General features: G+C 43.1%; 15 protein-coding genes. 4 read left to right on the forward strand and 11 right to left on the reverse strand.

Annotated elements, in window-relative coordinates:
• The 4 genes from ctaE to cyoE form a co-directional block, all read right to left on the reverse strand.
• Positions 1 to 624, reverse strand: coding sequence for a cytochrome c oxidase subunit III (ctaE, locus tag NST16_RS09905; RefSeq protein WP_059352864.1), 624 nt, complete (start codon positions 622 to 624; stop codon positions 1 to 3).
• Positions 624 to 2492 (reverse strand): cytochrome c oxidase subunit I, encoded by a 1869-nt coding sequence (gene ctaD, locus NST16_RS09910; protein WP_026014704.1) that lies wholly within the window; start codon positions 2490 to 2492, stop codon positions 624 to 626. The genes ctaE and ctaD overlap by 1 nt, the downstream gene beginning before the upstream one ends.
• A gap of 32 nt (positions 2493 to 2524) precedes the next feature.
• Positions 2525 to 3595 carry a cytochrome c oxidase subunit II gene (gene coxB / locus NST16_RS09915; protein ID WP_010334130.1) on the reverse strand — a complete coding sequence of 357 codons (1071 nt, stop codon included), beginning with the start codon at positions 3593 to 3595 and terminating at the stop codon, positions 2525 to 2527.
• Positions 3596 to 3833: 238 nt separating this feature from the next.
• Positions 3834 to 4751, reverse strand: a complete 918-nt coding sequence (gene cyoE / locus NST16_RS09920; protein ID WP_010334129.1) for a heme o synthase — start codon at positions 4749 to 4751, stop codon at positions 3834 to 3836.
• A 351-nt stretch (positions 4752 to 5102) separates the two neighbouring features.
• Here cyoE and ctaA point away from each other — a divergent pair, with 351 nt between their 5' ends.
• Positions 5103 to 6023 (forward strand): heme A synthase CtaA, encoded by a 921-nt coding sequence (gene ctaA / locus NST16_RS09925; protein WP_340886136.1) that lies wholly within the window; start codon positions 5103 to 5105, stop codon positions 6021 to 6023.
• A gap of 378 nt (positions 6024 to 6401) precedes the next feature.
• Here the strand turns inward: ctaA and pyc are convergent, their stop codons facing one another.
• From pyc to glsA, 4 genes are all read right to left on the reverse strand, one after another.
• Positions 6402 to 9848, reverse strand: coding sequence for a pyruvate carboxylase (gene pyc, locus NST16_RS09930; protein WP_340886139.1), 3447 nt, complete (start codon positions 9846 to 9848; stop codon positions 6402 to 6404).
• 74 nt (positions 9849 to 9922) lie between these two features.
• On the reverse strand, positions 9923 to 11134 hold the full coding sequence (locus tag NST16_RS09935) for an FtsW/RodA/SpoVE family cell cycle protein (protein ID WP_268446283.1): 1212 nt from the start codon (positions 11132 to 11134) through the stop codon (positions 9923 to 9925).
• Between the two features lie 202 nt (positions 11135 to 11336).
• Entirely contained in the window at positions 11337 to 11618 is a 282-nt protein-coding gene (locus NST16_RS09940; protein WP_003221339.1) for a YlaN family protein, read from the reverse strand.
• Between the two features lie 97 nt (positions 11619 to 11715).
• A complete protein-coding gene (gene glsA / locus NST16_RS09945) occupies positions 11716 to 12645 on the reverse strand; it encodes a glutaminase A (RefSeq protein ID WP_010334124.1) in 930 nt (309 codons plus the stop codon).
• Between the two features lie 103 nt (positions 12646 to 12748).
• Here glsA and NST16_RS09950 point away from each other — a divergent pair, with 103 nt between their 5' ends.
• The gene (locus tag NST16_RS09950) at positions 12749 to 13234 is read left to right on the forward strand and encodes a hypothetical protein (protein ID WP_010334123.1); all 486 of its coding nucleotides are present in this window, start codon (positions 12749 to 12751) and stop codon (positions 13232 to 13234) included.
• A gap of 4 nt (positions 13235 to 13238) precedes the next feature.
• Here NST16_RS09950 and NST16_RS09955 read toward each other — a convergent pair whose 3' ends face one another.
• Positions 13239 to 14567, reverse strand: a complete 1329-nt coding sequence (locus NST16_RS09955; RefSeq protein WP_268446285.1) for a PhoH family protein — start codon at positions 14565 to 14567, stop codon at positions 13239 to 13241.
• 154 nt (positions 14568 to 14721) lie between these two features.
• Here NST16_RS09955 and NST16_RS09960 point away from each other — a divergent pair, with 154 nt between their 5' ends.
• Together NST16_RS09960 and NST16_RS09965 are read left to right on the forward strand one after the other, a co-directional pair.
• On the forward strand, positions 14722 to 15351 hold the full coding sequence (locus NST16_RS09960) for a YhcN/YlaJ family sporulation lipoprotein (RefSeq protein ID WP_010334121.1): 630 nt from the start codon (positions 14722 to 14724) through the stop codon (positions 15349 to 15351).
• Positions 15352 to 15436: 85 nt separating this feature from the next.
• Entirely contained in the window at positions 15437 to 15646 is a 210-nt protein-coding gene (locus NST16_RS09965) for a YlaI family protein (RefSeq protein ID WP_105954170.1), read from the forward strand.
• 56 nt (positions 15647 to 15702) lie between these two features.
• On the opposite strand, the gene NST16_RS09970 is transcribed toward NST16_RS09965, so the two are convergent.
• Together NST16_RS09970 and typA are read right to left on the reverse strand one after the other, a co-directional pair.
• Entirely contained in the window at positions 15703 to 16020 is a 318-nt protein-coding gene (locus NST16_RS09970) for a YlaH-like family protein (protein ID WP_024121276.1), read from the reverse strand.
• A gap of 55 nt (positions 16021 to 16075) precedes the next feature.
• Positions 16076 to 17914, reverse strand: a complete 1839-nt coding sequence (gene typA / locus NST16_RS09975) for a translational GTPase TypA (protein WP_010334118.1) — start codon at positions 17912 to 17914, stop codon at positions 16076 to 16078.
• Between the last annotated feature and the right edge of the window lie 77 nt (positions 17915 to 17991).

The raw sequence follows: 17991 nt of genomic DNA on the forward strand, positions 1-17991 counted from the left end.
TTATCCCACCATCCCCATTAAATATACAACGGTAAAGATAAAGACCCACACGACATCAATAAAATGCCAGTAAAGACTGGCCACGTAAAACTTAGGCGCTGTATATAAGCTCAAGCCCCTCTTTGCATTGCGAATCATCAGCGCGCTGATCCACAAGAGGCCAAACGCCACGTGCGCACCATGTGTGCCGACAAGCGTATAAAACGATGAGCCAAGCGCCGAGCTTGTGATGGTAAAGCCAAACTCATGTGTGTAATGCTTAAATTCATAAATTTCCAAGCCTAAAAATCCCGCACCCAATAACAAGGTAATCCCCAGCCAAAGCTGCATTTTCCCGAAGGAAAAGTTTTTCATATGATACATCGCATATACACTCGTTAAACTGCTCGTTAATAAGAGCATTGTGGCGATAAAAACGAGTGTGACATCAAACATTTCTGTCGTAGGCGGGTCACCGGCGTTTGAATTCCGGAGTGCAAGAAAAGTGGCGAAGAGAGACGCGAACAAAACAGTCTCTCCCCCAAGAAAAAGCCAAAAACCTAAAAATTTATTTTTCCCTTCCAGTGTTGCTTTTTCGGGAGAAGCTGGAAAGGTCTCTGCGGTGAATTTTTCTTCAATTTGCATTACGCCTTCACCCCTTTATCATCGTTCGGCAGTTCCTCTTTGTGAATATGATAACCGTGATCATCAATCAATGAACGGAGCAGCATTGTAAAAAATGTGATGCCAAGTCCGATAAAGATCACCGGCAGACCCCAAGCGTGCTCGGTTCTATACAAGAGACCAAAGGCAGCGACAAAGAGGCCGAAGGAAATGATCAGCGGCAGAATTGAACCGTTTGGCATATGGATATCTTCAACCGGTTCAGCCGGTGTCATTGATTTGTGTCCCGCCTGCTTCTCAATCCACAGCGGGTCAAGCCCTCTGACAAATGGAAGCTGTTTAAAATTATATTCTGGCGGTGGTGACGAAACAGCCCATTCAAGCGTACGCCCGTCATGCCATGGATCATCTCCGACATATTCGCCCTTCACCGAGGTCCAGATGACATTGACAAGCAGGAGGATAACGGCTGCTGCCATAAAAAACGCCCCGATTGTGCTGATCAAGTTGCCGGTTTCAAGCCCCTGGCCTGGCAAGAAGGTATACACTCGGCGCGGCATGCCCATTAAACCGACAAAGTGCTGGATGAAAAAAGTAAGATGGAAGCCGATAAAAAACAAGACAAATGATATTTTCCCCATTGTTTCATGCAGAATTTTACCGAACATTTTCGGCCACCAGAAATGAACACCGGCTAATAGCCCGAATACCACTCCGCCTATAATGACATAGTGAAAGTGCGCCACAACAAAATACGTGTCATGGAACTGGTAATCAGCAGCTGCTGCCGCCAGCATGACACCTGTCACACCACCAAGCACAAAGGACGGGATAAATGAGACGGCATACAGCATGGCTGTGGTATATTTCACATTTCCTCCCCAAATCGTCAGCAGCCAGTTAAAAATTTTAATCCCGGTCGGAATAGCGATCGCCATTGTAGCAACTGCAAAGATTGCGTTCGCAATCGGTCCGAGGCCTGTCGTAAACATGTGGTGCACCCAAACCATAAAGCCAAGAAAACCGATAAGCACGATCGCAAAAACCATTGAAGAATATCCAAACAAACGCTTTCTGGAAAACACCGGGATGACCTCTGAGAAAATGCCGAAAGCAGGCAAAATCAGAATATAAACCTCCGGATGTCCGAATATCCAAAATAAATGTTCCCAAATAATCGTGTTACCGCCAAGCTCAGGATTAAAGAAATTTGTGCCAAACAGCCGATCCAGCATCATAAGAGCCAAGCCAACCGTTAGCGGCGGAAACGCAAACAAAATCAATGCCGACGCCACAAATGTCGTCCATGTAAACAAAGGCAGCCTCATGTACGTCATGCCGGGAGCCCTCATGTTAATAATCGTGGCCAAAAAGTTAATCCCGGCTATCAGCGTCCCCAGTCCTGATATTTGCAGTCCAAGGACGAAAAAGTCTATGCCGTGCCCTTTGGAATGAAGCGAAAGCGAGGCATATGACGTCCAGCCCGCATCTGGCGCTCCTCCCAAAAACCAGCTTAAGTTTAAGAAAATGCCCCCGAAGAAGAAGAGCCAAAAACCAAGCGAGTTTAAAAATGGAAACGAAACATCCCGCGCTCCGATCTGCAATGGAACAACCGCATTCATCAAAGCAAATAAAAGCGGCATCGCAGCCAAAAAGATCATTGTCGTCCCGTGCATCGTCATCACTTCATTGTACGCTTGAGCACTGAGAAAAGCATTTTCCGGCTTTGCAAGCTGGATTCTGATAAACATCGCTTCAATTCCCCCGACAAGAAAGAAGAATCCTCCTGCGATTAAGTAAAGTATTGCAATTTTTTTGTGGTCCACCGTCGTCAAATAATCCCAAAGCATAGATCCGCGCGTCCGCTTTTCTGTAAGCGCATTCAACATATGTGACCTCCCCCAATATCTCCCTTTCTTCCCTACTTGCTTTCTGCTTTCAAGCCTTTTAAGTATTCATAAAGCGCGTCCATTTCACTGTCTGAAAGCTTCGGATATGTTCCTGTCATTTTGTTCCCTGGCTTTATGCTCTCAGGGTCTTTCAGCCAGGCTTTCACATTTTCTTCATTGGCATCCTTTACCCCTGCCACTTTTGTCCTTTCACCGAAAGTCGCCAGATTTGGTGCCGTTCTTGCTGCCTCCGCACGCTTATCATTCGGCTCCACTGCATGACAGCTCAGGCAGTTTTTCTCTTTGAACAGCTCTTCCCCCTGCTTAGCCAAATCATTTTCTGCTGTCGTCTTATAGTTTTTCATATCTTTTGTCCATGCCTGAAACTCTTTCGCAGAAAGGGCCTTTACTTTAAAATCCATGAGTGCGTGTGAAGGCCCGCAAAGCTCAGCACACTTTCCAAAGAACGTATCTCCCGCCTCTTTGCTGCGTTTTGAATCGAACGTTAAGAAGAACGTATTTTCGTTATCAGTATTGGTATCAATTTTTCCTCCAGCTGAAGGAATCCAGAAAGAATGTTTTACATCAGAAGCTTTTAAACTGAAATAAACCCGCTGGTCTGTCGGTACGATCAGCTCCTGGCTTGTGATAATGCCGTAATCAGGATATTCAAACTCCCACCAATATAAATTCGCTCTGACATTGACAACGAGAGCATCCTCGGCTTTGCGGTTTTTCTTATCCATAGGTGATGTATCTGCGAGTTCAAGCGTATATAATACGACAGGGATAACAAGAATGATGAGCAGCAAAATAGGGATTACTGTCCATGTGATTTCTAAAAATTTATTTCCTTCCACTTGTTTTGGTATCGTGTTTTCCCCAACCCGTGACCTTCTGAATCTTACAATCACGTAAAAGAAGATAACAGATACGACTGCTACGACAACAACCATAATCAATGTACTGAGCACTGTCAGGTCATACTGTTTATCAGCCACCTCGCCAGCAGGCTTGAGCGTGGATAAAAAAGGTTTTCCACATCCGCTTAACAGAAGCGGCACCAAGGCTAATAATAAGATAAGACGCCAATGCTTTACCATTTCACCCAACCCCTTTTCTGGTCAATACAGCGGCGGAAAATAGATTAATTCCATCGCAATCCGGCCGCCTCCCAATAAAGCACTTACATTTCCTCTTCTCTTAAATTATGAGTTTTTTTACTCAAAATGCCATCTATGTATAAAAGTAAAGCCGCCTGATTAAACAAAAGGTCAAGGCGGCATTCACTAGTTGTCATCGGTTATTTTGAAGCGATAAAACAAGCAATGTATCTATTTTTTAGAAAAGCGTAAAGACAACCATTGCAACGAAATAGATTGTCATGTAATTCAGTGAGTAAACGAACATCATTGTCGCCCACTTCATGATATTTTTTGAACGGAAACCCATCAACCCAAGAATCAGCCAGCCGATATTTAACAGCAATCCGAGAATCACAATCGGTAGACCTAGGCTTCCTAAAAAGAATGGAAGCGGCATCAGGCACGCAACCCATACAATAATTTGTCTTTTCGTCACTTCAAATCCATATACGACTGGAAGCATTGGAATATTTGCGGCTCTGTAGTCCTCAGTTTTCTTAATGGCAAGCGATAAGAAGTGAGGAATCTGCCAAATGAATAAAATCATAAATAATACCCATGCCACGACGCCGATATTTCCTTCTACTGCCGTCCATCCAATCAGAGGCGGCACTGCTCCGGAAACACTCCCTACTACTGTGTTAATCGTATAGCGGCGTTTCGTCCACATTGTGTACAGGACAACATAAGTAAATACTCCGATAAAACCAATAACAGCAGCCATCACAGTGGTCATCAGCAGCATGATCAATCCTAAAGCAACAAGCAAAATTCCAGACCATAAAGCCTGATTCGGCTGAATTTTACCCGTAACCGTCGGTCTTACTTTTGTACGCTCCATGATATGATCAATGTCCCGGTCATACCAGTTATTGATCGCACAGGAACCCGCAATAATCAATGATGATCCAAATAAAGTAAGAAGAACGGTGTTTATATTGCCTAAAAAGCTTAAACCGGAAATATGAAAAGCAAGCCACATTCCAGTAAAAGTTGTGATGAGATTAGAATTTACGATCCCTATTTTAATGAGGGACAGAAAATCTTTCCATGCCGTTGTTTCTTCAATTTGTCCGTCTATAGCTGTATCATTTAAGATTCTGGAGTTAGCCATAACGTAAACCTCCCTTACAAACCTAACGCAGGTTCATAATAACCTGCAACTCTATCATACAAGATAACAACTTGTAAAAAAACATCCTATTAAATATTAAACGAGAAACAGGAATTTATTTGTGAACTTTTTATGAATTTTACCAGAGAAAAAGGCAATCGCCAATTCGCCAATGCGTTTACCTTATTTCTATCAGACCCGGCATGAATAATCAAGTATACATTTCCAGAAGTCGTAATTCTATTATATTTTTGTGAACAAAGGGCTCTAAGAATTGCCACAAAACACATATTCGCTTACACTTGGTACGTATAAAAAATTGCAGCAGTTTGTTAAGAAGGTGGATATTGTATGAATAAAGCATTAAAAGCTCTCGGTGTTTTGACTACATTTGTGATGCTTATTGTTTTAATCGGGGGAGCCCTCGTTACAAAAACAGGTTCCGGCCAAGGATGCGGCAGACAGTGGCCGCTGTGCCACGGGCGCTTCTTCCCTGAACTGAATCCCGCTTCTATTATTGAATGGAGCCACAGATTCGCAAGCGGCATCTCAATTATTCTTGTATTAAGCCTTGCCTTTTGGTCATGGAGAAAAATCACACCTGTTTTCCGTGAGACAACGTTTCTTGCCATCATGTCCATTATCTTTTTGTTTCTCCAGGCACTGCTTGGCGCGTTAGCTGTTGTATTCGGTTCAAACGCGCTTATTATGGCGCTTCATTTTGGGATTTCACTGATTTCCTTTGCGTCTGTTCTAATATTAACATTGCTGATATTTGAAGCTGATAAATCAGCCAGAAAACTTGTCAAACCGCTTCAAATCGGCAAGAAAATGCAATTTCACATGATAGGTATTTTGATATATTCCTATATCGTTGTGTATACTGGCGCATACGTAAGACATACAGATTCCAGTCTGGCGTGTCCTGATGTGCCGCTGTGCAGCAGGCTGAACAATGGACTTCCGACCCAATTTCACGAATGGGTGCAAATGGGGCACAGAGCTGCAGCCTTGCTCCTGTTTGTATGGATCATCGTTGCCGCTGTTCATGCGATTACTTCCTATAAAGAACAAAAGCAAATCTTTTGGGGCTGGATTTCGTGTCTTATTTTTATCACGTTACAGGCACTGTCCGGCATTATGATCGTATATTCTGAACTGGCGCTGGGCTTTGCGCTTGCGCACTCATTTTTTATTGCCTGCCTGTTTGGGGTTTTATGCTACTTCTTATTATTGATTGCACGCTTTCGTTACGAATCAAAACGGGCATAAGACACAGGACCAAAGCTCTTATACGCTTTGGTCTTTTTTATCCTTCCAACTTGATGATTAATATAAGGTTTGGAACATCTCGACCGATGATGAATGCTAAACGCGCTGTTCAGTCGATGTTTAGGACAGGATCTTAATTAAAATAACTTTTCACCAAGAAGTCCAAACATTCTTACCAGAAAAGAAGCCATCATCATACGAAGCTTATTAAGCATCCCTCCTTGTTCAGCTTGTCTCATTCCTGCACCTGTGAGCAGACAACCAATGCCTCCTTTACACACGTTTGAATCAGCCCCTCGATTTGCTGCACTTTCATGTCTTCATATCTCGTTCTTCACTAAAAAAGAGTGTATATCAGCTGATATACACTCTTTTTGATTATGCTTTTTCAATTTCGAGAAGCAGATCTCCCGTTTGGATCGGCTCTCCATTTTTCACATGAATCTGTTTGATTGTTCCTGAGAATGGCGCCTGAACCGTTGTTTCCATTTTCATGGCTTCGTTGATCATCAAATGATCACCTTTATTGACTTTGGCACCCGCTTCTGTCAGTACCTTGATGACAGTTCCAGGCATAGAAGCCGCAATATGATTTGGATTTGTACGGTCTGCTTTTAATCTCTCCTGAACGGAAGACTTAATGCTTTCGTCCTTTATGACCACTTCGCGCGGCTGGCCGTTCAGTTCGAAATAGATCACGCGAGTTGCATCCGGCCGAGGTTCACCGATTGAAATTAGTTTGACGATCAGCGTTTTCCCGCGTTCAATTTCCACTTCTATTTCTTCTCCTAATGTCATGCCATAGAAGAAGGTCGGAGTATCTAATACTGAAATATTTCCATAGCTTTCAGCAGTTTTCACATAATCAGAGAAGACTTTAGGATAAAGGGCGTACGCCACAGCATCCTGGTCTGAAATCTCTAGGTTATACTGCTCTTTAAACTCCTGTTTGATCGCTTCAAAGGATACCGGCTCAAGCAGTTCTCCCGGTCTGACTGTGATCGGCTCCTGCCCTTTTAAAATGAGCTTTTGAAGCTTTTCCGGGAATCCGCCATGAGGCTGTCCAATATTTCCTTTGAAAAGCTCAATAACAGAATCAGGGAAATCTAATGATTCGCCTTTTTCGTAAATGTCCTTTTCAGTCAGGTTATTTTGCACCATGTACAGCGCCATATCCCCGACTACTTTAGAGGAAGGCGTAACCTTCACAATATCACCAAACATATCATTTACGCGTCTGTACATCTCTTTGACTTCGTTCCAGCGATCGCCCAGGCCTACGCCTTTCGCCTGCTGCTGCAGGTTGCTGTATTGGCCACCAGGCATTTCATGCTCATAAATTTCAGTATGCGGAGACTTCATCCCGCTTTCAAATTCACTATAATATTTACGAACTGATTCCCAATACTGGGATAGTAATTCCACGCCTTGCACGTTCATTTCCGGACGGCGGGAGTTTCCTTCCATCGCATGGTAAAATCCGCTCGCACTAGGCTGTGATGTTAAGCCAGCCATTGAGCTGACCGCCACGTCTACTATATCAACGCCTGCTTCTACTGCTTTTGCATACATATAAATTCCGTTGCCGCTCGTATCATGCGTATGTAAGTGAACCGGAATATTGATCGTTTCTTTCAACGCAGACACCAGCTCATATGCGGCTTGCGGTTTTAACAGACCTGCCATATCTTTAATTCCGAGAATATGGGCTCCTGCAGCCTCAAGCTCCTTCGCCATAGATGTATAATAAGCAAGATCATATTTTGTACGGGTTTTGTCGAGAATATCACCTGTGTAACAAATTGCCGCTTCAGCCACTTTACCTGAATCCCGAACGGCATCAATTGCTAACGTCATCCCTTTTACCCAGTTTAAGCTGTCGAAAATACGGAAAACATCAATGCCGGATTGAGCGGATTGCTTTACAAATTCTTCAATTACATTATCTGGATAATTCGTATAGCCGACAGCGTTTGAGGAACGAAGCAGCATCTGGAACAGCGTGTTCGGCACTTCCTTGCGGAGGTCCTCCAAACGCTTCCATGGATCTTCCTTCAGGAAGCGGTAGGCTACATCGAAGGTCGCGCCTCCCCACATTTCCATGCTGAACAGCTCCGGCCATAACGCAGCCGTCGGATTAGCGATTTTTTTCAAATCATGCGATCTGAATCTAGTCGCCAGTAGAGACTGATGGGCATCCCGGAATGTTGTATCAGTTAATAGAACAGATTTCTGTTCCTTAACCCAATTTACAAGCCCTTCAGCGCCTTTTTCATCTAAAATCTGTTTTGTTCCTCTAGCAGGCTGCTGGTCGACGTCTACTTTGATAGCTAACGGTTTGTCAAACGCAGGTTTCTCTTTTTTGCCGATTCCAGGGAAACCATTCACTGTTACATTTCCAATGTAAGTAAGCATTTTTGTTCCGCGGTCTTTCTGTTTAGGGAAATTAAACAACTCAGGCGTTGTATCAATGAAAGACGTATCATATCGCCCTGTCAGAAACTTTTCATGCTTTGCGACATTTTCAAGGAACGGAATGTTTGTTTTAATTCCTCTGATTCTAAACTCCTGAAGGTTTCGAACCATTTTGGCCGCCGCCTGTTCAAACGTTAAAGCCCAAGTTGATAGCTTAACGAGCAGTGAATCGTAATATGGCGTAATAACGGCGCCTTGGAAGCTGTTTCCTGTATCAAGACGAACACCAAAGCCTCCACCCGAGCGGTAAGCCATGATTTTCCCTGTGTCAGGCATAAAATCATTTTGCGGATCCTCAGTCGTTACCCGTGACTGAATCGCATAGCCGATTGTAAAAATGTCCTTCTGCTCCGGAATGTTGACTTTTTTGCTGTGAAGGCTGTGGCCTTGGGCAACAAGGATCTGTGTCTGCACAATATCAACACCGGTAATCATTTCCGTAATTGTATGCTCAACTTGAACACGCGGATTTACTTCTATAAAATAAAACTCGTTGTTCGCGACAAGGAATTCAACCGTACCAGCATTTATATAGTTCACGTTTTTAGCAAGCGCAACCGCCGCTTCACAAATTTGATCTCTCAATTCAGTTGACAGCGAAACGCTCGGCGCTACTTCAATCACCTTTTGGTGGCGTCTTTGAACAGAACAGTCCCGTTCAAAAAGATGAATCACATTGCCCTGATTGTCTCCAATCACCTGGACCTCAATATGCTTAGGGTTTTCAATCAGTTTCTCTACATATACTTCATCATTGCCAAAGGCTGCTTTTGCCTCTGATTTTGCACGTTCATATGCTTCTTTGACTTCACTTTCACTTCTGACAATTCTCATGCCGCGTCCGCCGCCGCCAAGCGAAGCTTTAATAATAATCGGATAACCGTGAATTTGTCCGAATTGTTCGACTGCTTCAAGCGTTTCTGCAGGGCCGTCGCTTCCTGGAATAACAGGAATTCCTGCTTTTTCCGCCTGTTCACGCGCTTTTACCTTATCACCAAACATATCTAAATGTTCAGAAGTCGGACCGATGAACACGATGCCTTCTTCTTCACAGCGCCTTGCAAAATGTATATTTTCAGATAAGAAACCATATCCCGGATGGATCGCATCCACCTTGTTTCTTTTCGCAATATCAATAATACCTTCAATATCCAGGTAGGCGTCAATTGGTTTTTTCCCTTCGCCCACCAGGTACGCTTCATCTGCTTTGTAACGATGATAGGAACCGGAATCTTCTTTTGAATAAACCGCAACTGTACGAATATTCAATTCTGTACAAGCACGGAATATACGGATTGCAATTTCTCCCCTGTTTGCTACTAACACTTTTTGTATCGATTGCTGTGACAAACTTTTTTCCCCCTTACCCGAATGGAATATAATCTATCATATCGGAATACCCTTTACGTGTACACACTTGTTTTTTACAGATAAACAGTTTTTTCAAGCTGTTTCTTTTTCATTCCCTTTGGCGCCAAGGACTCTCTCTTTTTCTTATTCTCTGAATATTTCACAAACATGCTGATATTGACTAATATCCCCATGCTTCCCAATAAAAGCAGTAAAGAAGAGCCTCCATAGCTGATGAATGGCAGCGTAACACCCGTAATCGGGATGAGCCCGCTGACACCGCCAAGGTTAATAAACGATTGTACGGCAATCATGCTTGAAATGCCGATTGCCAGAAGACTTCCAAACGGGTCCTCGCATTTTCTCGCAATATAGAAACCTTTTAATACGATAAAGCCCAACAGGAAAACAACAAACAATACCCCAAAAATGCCAAGTTCTTCAGAAATCACGGCCATGATAAAGTCAGTATGTGATTCAGGAAGATACCCGTATTTCTGGATACTTTCTCCGAGTCCAAGACCGAAAATACCTCCCGACCCAATCGCATAATAAGAATTGATCACTTGCAAACCTGATGTATTCGCATATTTAAACGGATCTTCCAGACTCTCAAAACGAGCTAAACGCCCTTCAGTTAAAATGTTATCCTTATTTAAATAAATAAGAGGACTGACCAGAATTAAAACAATTCCGCCCAGCAAAACAAGCCTTGCCAGCGTCTTCCCGCTGAAACCCGAGCACAAAATCATGCACGTAGCGATGATGGCGATAATCATCGCTGTACCAAAGTCAGGCTGCATGGCAATTAAACCGCAGATAATAACCGTCATCACCACAGGAGGCGCAACTCCTGTTAACAGGTGATCAATATAGCTTTGTTTTTTTGCATAGACAGCTGCTAGATATAAAATCACTACCAGCTTGACAAATTCACCCGGCTGAATACTCATTCCGCCGATTTTAAACCAGCTTTGCGCATTTCCGGCAACATGCCCGAATACAAACAGTGAGATAAGCGCAAACACTGAAACAAGCAGCATCACCTTTTGAAATTTTTGATGAGCCAGTGCTTTGTAAGGAAACACGGCCATAACAATAAAAAGGATGCCTCCTGCGATTAAAGCAAACAGCTGACGCATGAAGAAATAATTACTGCTTACCCCATACCGAGAAACAGCCGTAATCATACTTGAGCTGTACACCATCACTAAACCGAATCCGCATAGTAAAACAATTGCGAATATCAGTGAGTAGTCATAAGATTTTAGCATTTTTTTTAACATAACATCCTCTTCCCTGCTTCCAACTTCCATTACCTATGGTTTTTATGTATTTATATTTTTTATTTTACTACAATTTATCAAATGACACGAAGATTCTCTATACGATTCGGATGAAATGCACAAAAAGAGACCGTCATTATACGGTGAAAAAGCAAGCGGTTATAAAAAAACCCAAACTGTTAATTAGTTTGAGTTTTATCATTTATTTACCTGTAAACGCGTCGTGCAAAGCAGACAATTCGCGTTCTAATGTGTATAAAAGGTCTTTTCCATCTTTTTCGTCAACCAATCCCAGGCGGACAGCAAAATCGATTTCCCTCGAAAGTCCGAACATTTGAGTATCTAATACCTCTTCATATAGAGGACATTGAGGCATCGTTAAGTTATCCATTTGTACTCGGATCAGCTTCAAAATCTTCTCAGCGTCAACTTTCAGTAGCTCAAAAGCTTTTTGCCGATGGTCAACTATCATCTCTGAAGCCAAAAGTATCCCTCCGTTCCCCAGGCGAGTACCTAATTCTTCTATTTATCATAAAGGGTATCAGCAGAAAATGCAAGAGGATTTAAACAGATGACATAAATTAAAAAATACTCAGCCTATACGTTTCAGACATTATTTTCAAAAGCTTTACACCTGCAATGCTGTTCCCTTTTTCATCCAAAGCCGGGCCGAAAATGCCGATCCCAAAATCATAGGGTGAAATGCCCATAATCCCTCCTGATACGCCGCTTTTCGCAGGAATTCCGACCTTAATCGCAAATTCTCCGCTTGCATTATACATTCCGCAGGTGACCATAAACGTCTTGCAAATTCTTGCGACATCTTTTGAAATGACTTGTTCTCCTGTTTCTGGATGCCTGCCGTTAAGCGCAAACACAGCCCCGATTTTCGCTAAATCAAGACTGTTCATCTCAATCGCACATTGCTTCGTATATAAATCCATTACTGCTTCAACATCATCCTCAAAAATCCCGTACTGCTTCATATAATAACACATTGCCCGATTAATCATTGATGTGCTGTATTCAGACTCAGCTACGTCCTGGCAGTAGGTGATGTCTTGGTTGTTTGTCAGTTTTCTGATAAAAGAAAGCAGATAATCGAGTCTCTCTTTAGACGTTTGTCCTTTAATCAAGCTGGTTACAACCAGTGCTCCGGCATTTATCATAGGATTTAGCGGCTTGCTCGGATTCATGGTTTCAAGCTTAATAATTGAATTAAACGGATCACCGGTCGGCTCCTGGCCGACATAACTGAAGACTCTGTCCTTGCCGTATTCCATTAACACAAGGGCAAGTGAGAGCACTTTCGATATACTTTGAAGGGTAAATGTTTTTTCTACGTCACCCGCTGACAGACAAGTATTATTGGAATAATAAATCGCTACTGAGAGATCGTGCTGATCAGCTTTTGCTAAAGCGGGAATGTAGCTGGCCACCTCTCCCTTGTCTGTCACCTTTTTTGCTTCTTTCACTAACGCTTCCAGTTCGTCATTATGCCGGCATACCATGCGACCACCCTCGCTCCCTGAGCATCTCAATACACATAATTTGTTACACAAAGTGACAATTCATGCGAAAACTTTTATAATTTTGAGAGAAGGGGGTTATACCATGAGCGTTATACAAGTAAAAGGCAATGTTACATATCCAATTACGATTGATCCGAGCGTATGGATTTTTGATGATCGTAAATTTTCATTTGATCGTAAAGGGGACGGCCAAGAAATCAATTTACATTCGGCTGAGAATGAATCTGGCCTGGATACTGAACGTGTTATTAGAGAAGGACAGATTGCGCCGCCTACATTAAAGACAGAAAAACAATTTGAGAAACAGAAATTGATGAACGGCAGCTTCGCAATGAAATTGGGAAGTGTGCTGAAAAATGCTGAGCCGCTCAGCTCTGCATCACAATGCGTATTTATTACAAGTTCCGGTAAAGCCGCCGTTCCTCTTGATACCGCGCTGAACAGTATTGTCCATTTCAGCCAGGCAGGCAAGCCGATTCAGGAAGGCGGCCCGGTTCATATTTATTTTGAAGATCCAGTTGATCACGTCCAGCCAATCACCAATATAAAAGAGATTGAAATCATTTAAATCATCACAGCAAGTCAGCGGCAAGCTGGGCAAGCCCGGATCTCTCACCTTTTAAAAGCTTCACACTGCCTGAGATGGGTTGTCCTTTAAATCGCTCAACGACATATGCCAGACCATTATTCAGACTGTCTAAATATGGGTGATCAATTTGTTCAGGATCGCCCATTAAGACAATTTTACTGCCTTCGCCCACTCTTGTAAGAAGTGTTTTCACTTCATGCCTGGTCAAATTTTGCGCCTCATCAATAATAATAAATTGATCAGGAATGCTTCTCCCTCTGATATAAGTCAGCGCCTCTACTTGGATCGAACCAATCCCTGCCAAAATCGCCTCGAGCTCTCCCGGTTTCTTGGCATTAAACAGAAACTCCAAGTTATCAAAAATCGGCTGCATCCAAGGCTTTAGCTTCTCCTCTTTTTCACCCGGCAAGTATCCGATATCCTTGCCCACAGGTACAATCGGCCTTGCCACGACCAGCTTTTTATATATCCCTAAATCTTCTGTCTGTAATAGCCCCGCTGCCAAAGCAAGCAATGTTTTCCCGGTTCCGGCTTTTCCGATCAGCGTCACCAGCGGAATATCTTCTCGCAGCAAAAGCTCTAACGCCATGGTCTGCTGAACATTCCTTGGTCTGATTCCCCAAACGTGTTCATCATCAAACACAAGCCTTTTTAAGACCTTACCCGTTTTATCCGCAATACCGACAGCTGAGGAGGATCCTCCTAATTCATCCTTCATTAACGCGAACTGGTTTGGGTAAAAAGCATGCTGCTTTATATCCTGAACTGAAATTTGATTTTTTCCGTAAAAAGAGCTAAATAACTGCTGGTTAATATATAAATCCTTATAACCGCTGTACATCTCATCATTGTCCACAACCCGGTCATTTAAGAAATCTTCAGCAAGAAGGCCGATGGCATCCGCTTTGACTCTGACTAATACATCCTTGCTGACAAGGATCACAGGCCTGCCGTTTTCCTTCGTCTCTTCTTCGAGGCTTAAGTTTTTAGCAACGGCTAATATACGATTATCATTCGTTTTTTCGATAAAAATTTCTTGAAGCTGGTGAAAGGAACGGTGGTTTAATTCAATTCTGAGCGTCCCCCCTGTATCAAGCGGAACCTTCTCATGCAGTCTCCCCTTCAGTCTTAGCGCGTCTATCAGCTTAGATACGTGCCTCGCATTCCTCCCAACTTCGTCCATATATCGTTTCTTTGAATCAACCTCTTCTAAAACGACAGCAGGGATGACAACTTCATTTTCTTCAAAAGAAAAAATAGCGTTAGGATCCTGTAATAACACATTCGTATCTAACACATAAATTTTACTCAAGTCTCAGCCTCCTGATATAAGGGTCAAAGTTCTTCCTGCTTCTTTTACGATGAAAAAGGTGAACGCCTGCTAAAATATATGTTTTTGTGAATAAAGATAGAAGGTTAATTCAACAATAAAATTAATGAATGCATTTCAAGGAGGGAAACCGCAAGTGCGAATTCTTTTCATTATCATACAGCTCACACTCATTTTGTCCGCCTGTGCTGTTCAACAGGGAAGACAGGAGCAAAATATTGAAAAAGAATCAACGAGACAGCAGGAAACAAAACCGATTCACGTAAAGGACACATCTCAGGAAACAAAAGACAATGGAACTAGAACCGATATTGCCAAGCATCTTGTCGGCGTTGCTGAAAAAGTGCCAGATGTCAAGGATGCAACAGCTGTTGTGCTCGGGGGATATGCTGTAGTAGGAATTGACGTTGACGATAATCTGGATAGAAGTAAAGTCGAAACCATTAAATACTCTGTGGCACAGGCTTTAAAAAATGATCGGCACGGAGCCAATGCAGTCGTGGTTGCTGATCCTGATACCGTCAGCCGCCTCAATGAAATGGGAAGAGAGATTAGTGAAGGCCGTCCTGTTACGGGGATTTTAGATGAACTGGCCGCAATTGTCGGACGGGTGCTTCCGGAAGTGCCTAACGATGTGATTGACGATGAAGATGAACCGCAAACCAAGCAGCAAAACGATCAATTAAACGAAAAGCAAGAGAAGGAAATGGAAACGGAACAAAACGATCAATCTGATCATCATATGAAAAAGAACAATAATGATTAAGCTATAGCCCTTGGGCTTTAGCTTTTTCTTATTTTGGACAGCATCTGATCCATGATATAATACATAGTAGAGTGAAAGAGGTGATATGATGAGGGTCCAATGTTCTATTTGTGATAAAATTGAAACAATTGATGATGAAACCCTGATCGCGAAACGGCTGAGAAACCGTCCGATCCATACATATATGTGCCAGGAATGCCATGACCGAATTGCCCAAAAAACAGAAGAACGGCTGAAAACCGGAAAGTTCACGTTTCACCCGGGACAGCAGAAGAAAGAAAAAGTTAAAAAATAAAGCGGCAGCTATTCATACAGAATAAAAAAAGACTCAGCGAGATGCTGAGTCTTTTTTCATGATTTTGCCGACTGCTCCTTTTTCGACTGATACAGCCGAATTTTGTAAATGATTAAAATCAATGCAGCGACAACCAATCCCTCTGCCACAGGCAAAAATACACCGAGAAAAGTCAAAACAGTGCAGCCTAAAGCCAGAAATAAGTATACCACTGCTGATTTTAATACCGGAAGCCGTTTTGCAAATCCAAGTTTAAACACAATAACAGCTAAAACAAAAATGGTGCCGTATAGCAGCCACATGCCTGCTGCGGGCTGCCGGTCCACTTGATATAGAGCGGCGAAGAACGACAGGCGTTCGCTTACGTCATTCAAAAAGATTCCCTCCCCTGTAGCGTACGGGTTCTATCTTTTCAAATTCTGCAAGGGATTAAGACAATCCTGCTGTTTTTTTCTTTTTAGCCGCTTTTTCACGTTCGTTTTTGTTGAGGATTTTCTTTCTTAAACGGATGGATTCAGGCGTTACTTCGCAGTATTCATCTTCGTTTAAGTACTCTAAAGATTCTTCTAGAGACATGATGCGCGCTTTTTTAATTGTTGTTGTTTGATCTTTTGTTGCAGAGCGGACGTTTGTCTGCTGTTTCATTTTGCTGACATTGACAACAAGGTCGTTGTCACGGTTATGCTCTCCAACAATCATTCCTTCATAAACTTCAGTACCAGGCTCAACAAAAATCACACCGCGGTCTTCAATCCCTTGAATTCCGTAAGATGTCGCTTTTCCGTTTTCCATTGACACGAGCACACCTTGACGGCGTCCGCCGACTTGGCCCGCCTGCATCGGCTGGTAGCTGTCAAACGTATGGTTCAGGATACCGAAGCCGCGTGTTAATGACAGGAACTCTGTTGAGTAACCGATCAATCCGCGGGAAGGCACTGTAAAGATTAAACGGACTTGGCCGTTACCGTTGTTAATCATATCGATCATTTCACCTTTACGCGCTCCCATTGATTCCATTACAGAGCCTGTATGCTCTTCCGGAACATCAATTTGCACGCGCTCTACAGGCTCACAGCGTACACCGTCAATTTCTTTGATGATAACTTCAGGTTTTGACACTTGAAGCTCATAGCCTTCACGGCGCATGTTTTCAATTAGAATAGACAGGTGAAGCTCACCGCGGCCAGAAACCACCCAAGCATCCGGAGAAGCTGTAGGCTCGACACGCAAGCTGACATCAGTCTGCAGCTGTGACTGAAGGCGTTCTTCAATTTTGCGGGCAGTCACATATTTTCCTTCACGGCCGGCAAACGGGCTGTTATTTACGACAAATGTCATTTGAAGTGTCGGTTCATCAATGCGAAGCACCGGAAGCGGTTCTTGATGCTCTACAGGACAGACTGTTTCACCAACGTTGATATCTTCCATACCGGAAACCGCAACGAGGTCTCCCGCTTTTGCTTCTTCAATTTCCACCCGTTTTAAGCCTTGGAAACCAAAGATCTTTGTCACACGGAATGATTTAGCTGTACCGTCAAGCTTCATAAGAGAAACCTGCTGACCGACTTTCATCGTACCGCGGAAAACGCGTCCGATTCCGATACGGCCTACATAGTCGTTATAATCAAGAAGTGCAACTTGGAATTGAAGCGGCTCATCTGCATTCTCAACAGGCGCCGGAACATGCTTAATAATCGTTTCATATAAAGCTTCCATGTTTTCATCTTGCTGCTTCGGATCAAGGCTCGCTGTTCCATTAATCGCGGAAGCATATACCACCGGGAATTCGAGCTGTTCTTCATTTGCATCAAGCTCGATGAACAGGTCAAGAACCTCATCGATCACTTCTTCAGGGCGTGCGAAATCACGGTCGATTTTGTTCACAACAACAACCGGGTTCAAGTTTTGCTCAAGAGCTTTCTTCAGAACGAAACGAGTTTGAGGCATACAGCCTTCATATGCGTCAACGACAAGCAGTACGCCGTCAACCATTTTCATAATCCGTTCTACCTCTCCCCCAAAGTCTGCGTGTCCAGGGGTATCCAAAATATTGATACGTGTATCTTTATAGTTAATCGCAGTATTTTTCGCCAAAATTGTAATGCCGCGTTCGCGTTCAAGATCGTTTGAGTCCATTGCGCGTTCAGCAACTTGTTCGTTGGCACGGAATGTACCAGCCTGGTGTAAAAGCTGATCGACTAGAGTCGTTTTCCCATGGTCAACGTGGGCAATAATCGCGATGTTGCGAAGATCATTTCGAAGTTTCACTTTTTCATCTCCTAAAAAAATTAGATAACTTTCATATTATACCACACATCCTCTTTAAAAGCGTCACGTTTTTCTGT

It is taken from the genome of Bacillus sp. FSL K6-1005 (genome assembly GCF_038000225.1).
In the GTDB taxonomy this organism is placed as follows: Bacteria; Bacillota; Bacilli; order Bacillales; family Bacillaceae; genus Bacillus; species Bacillus mojavensis.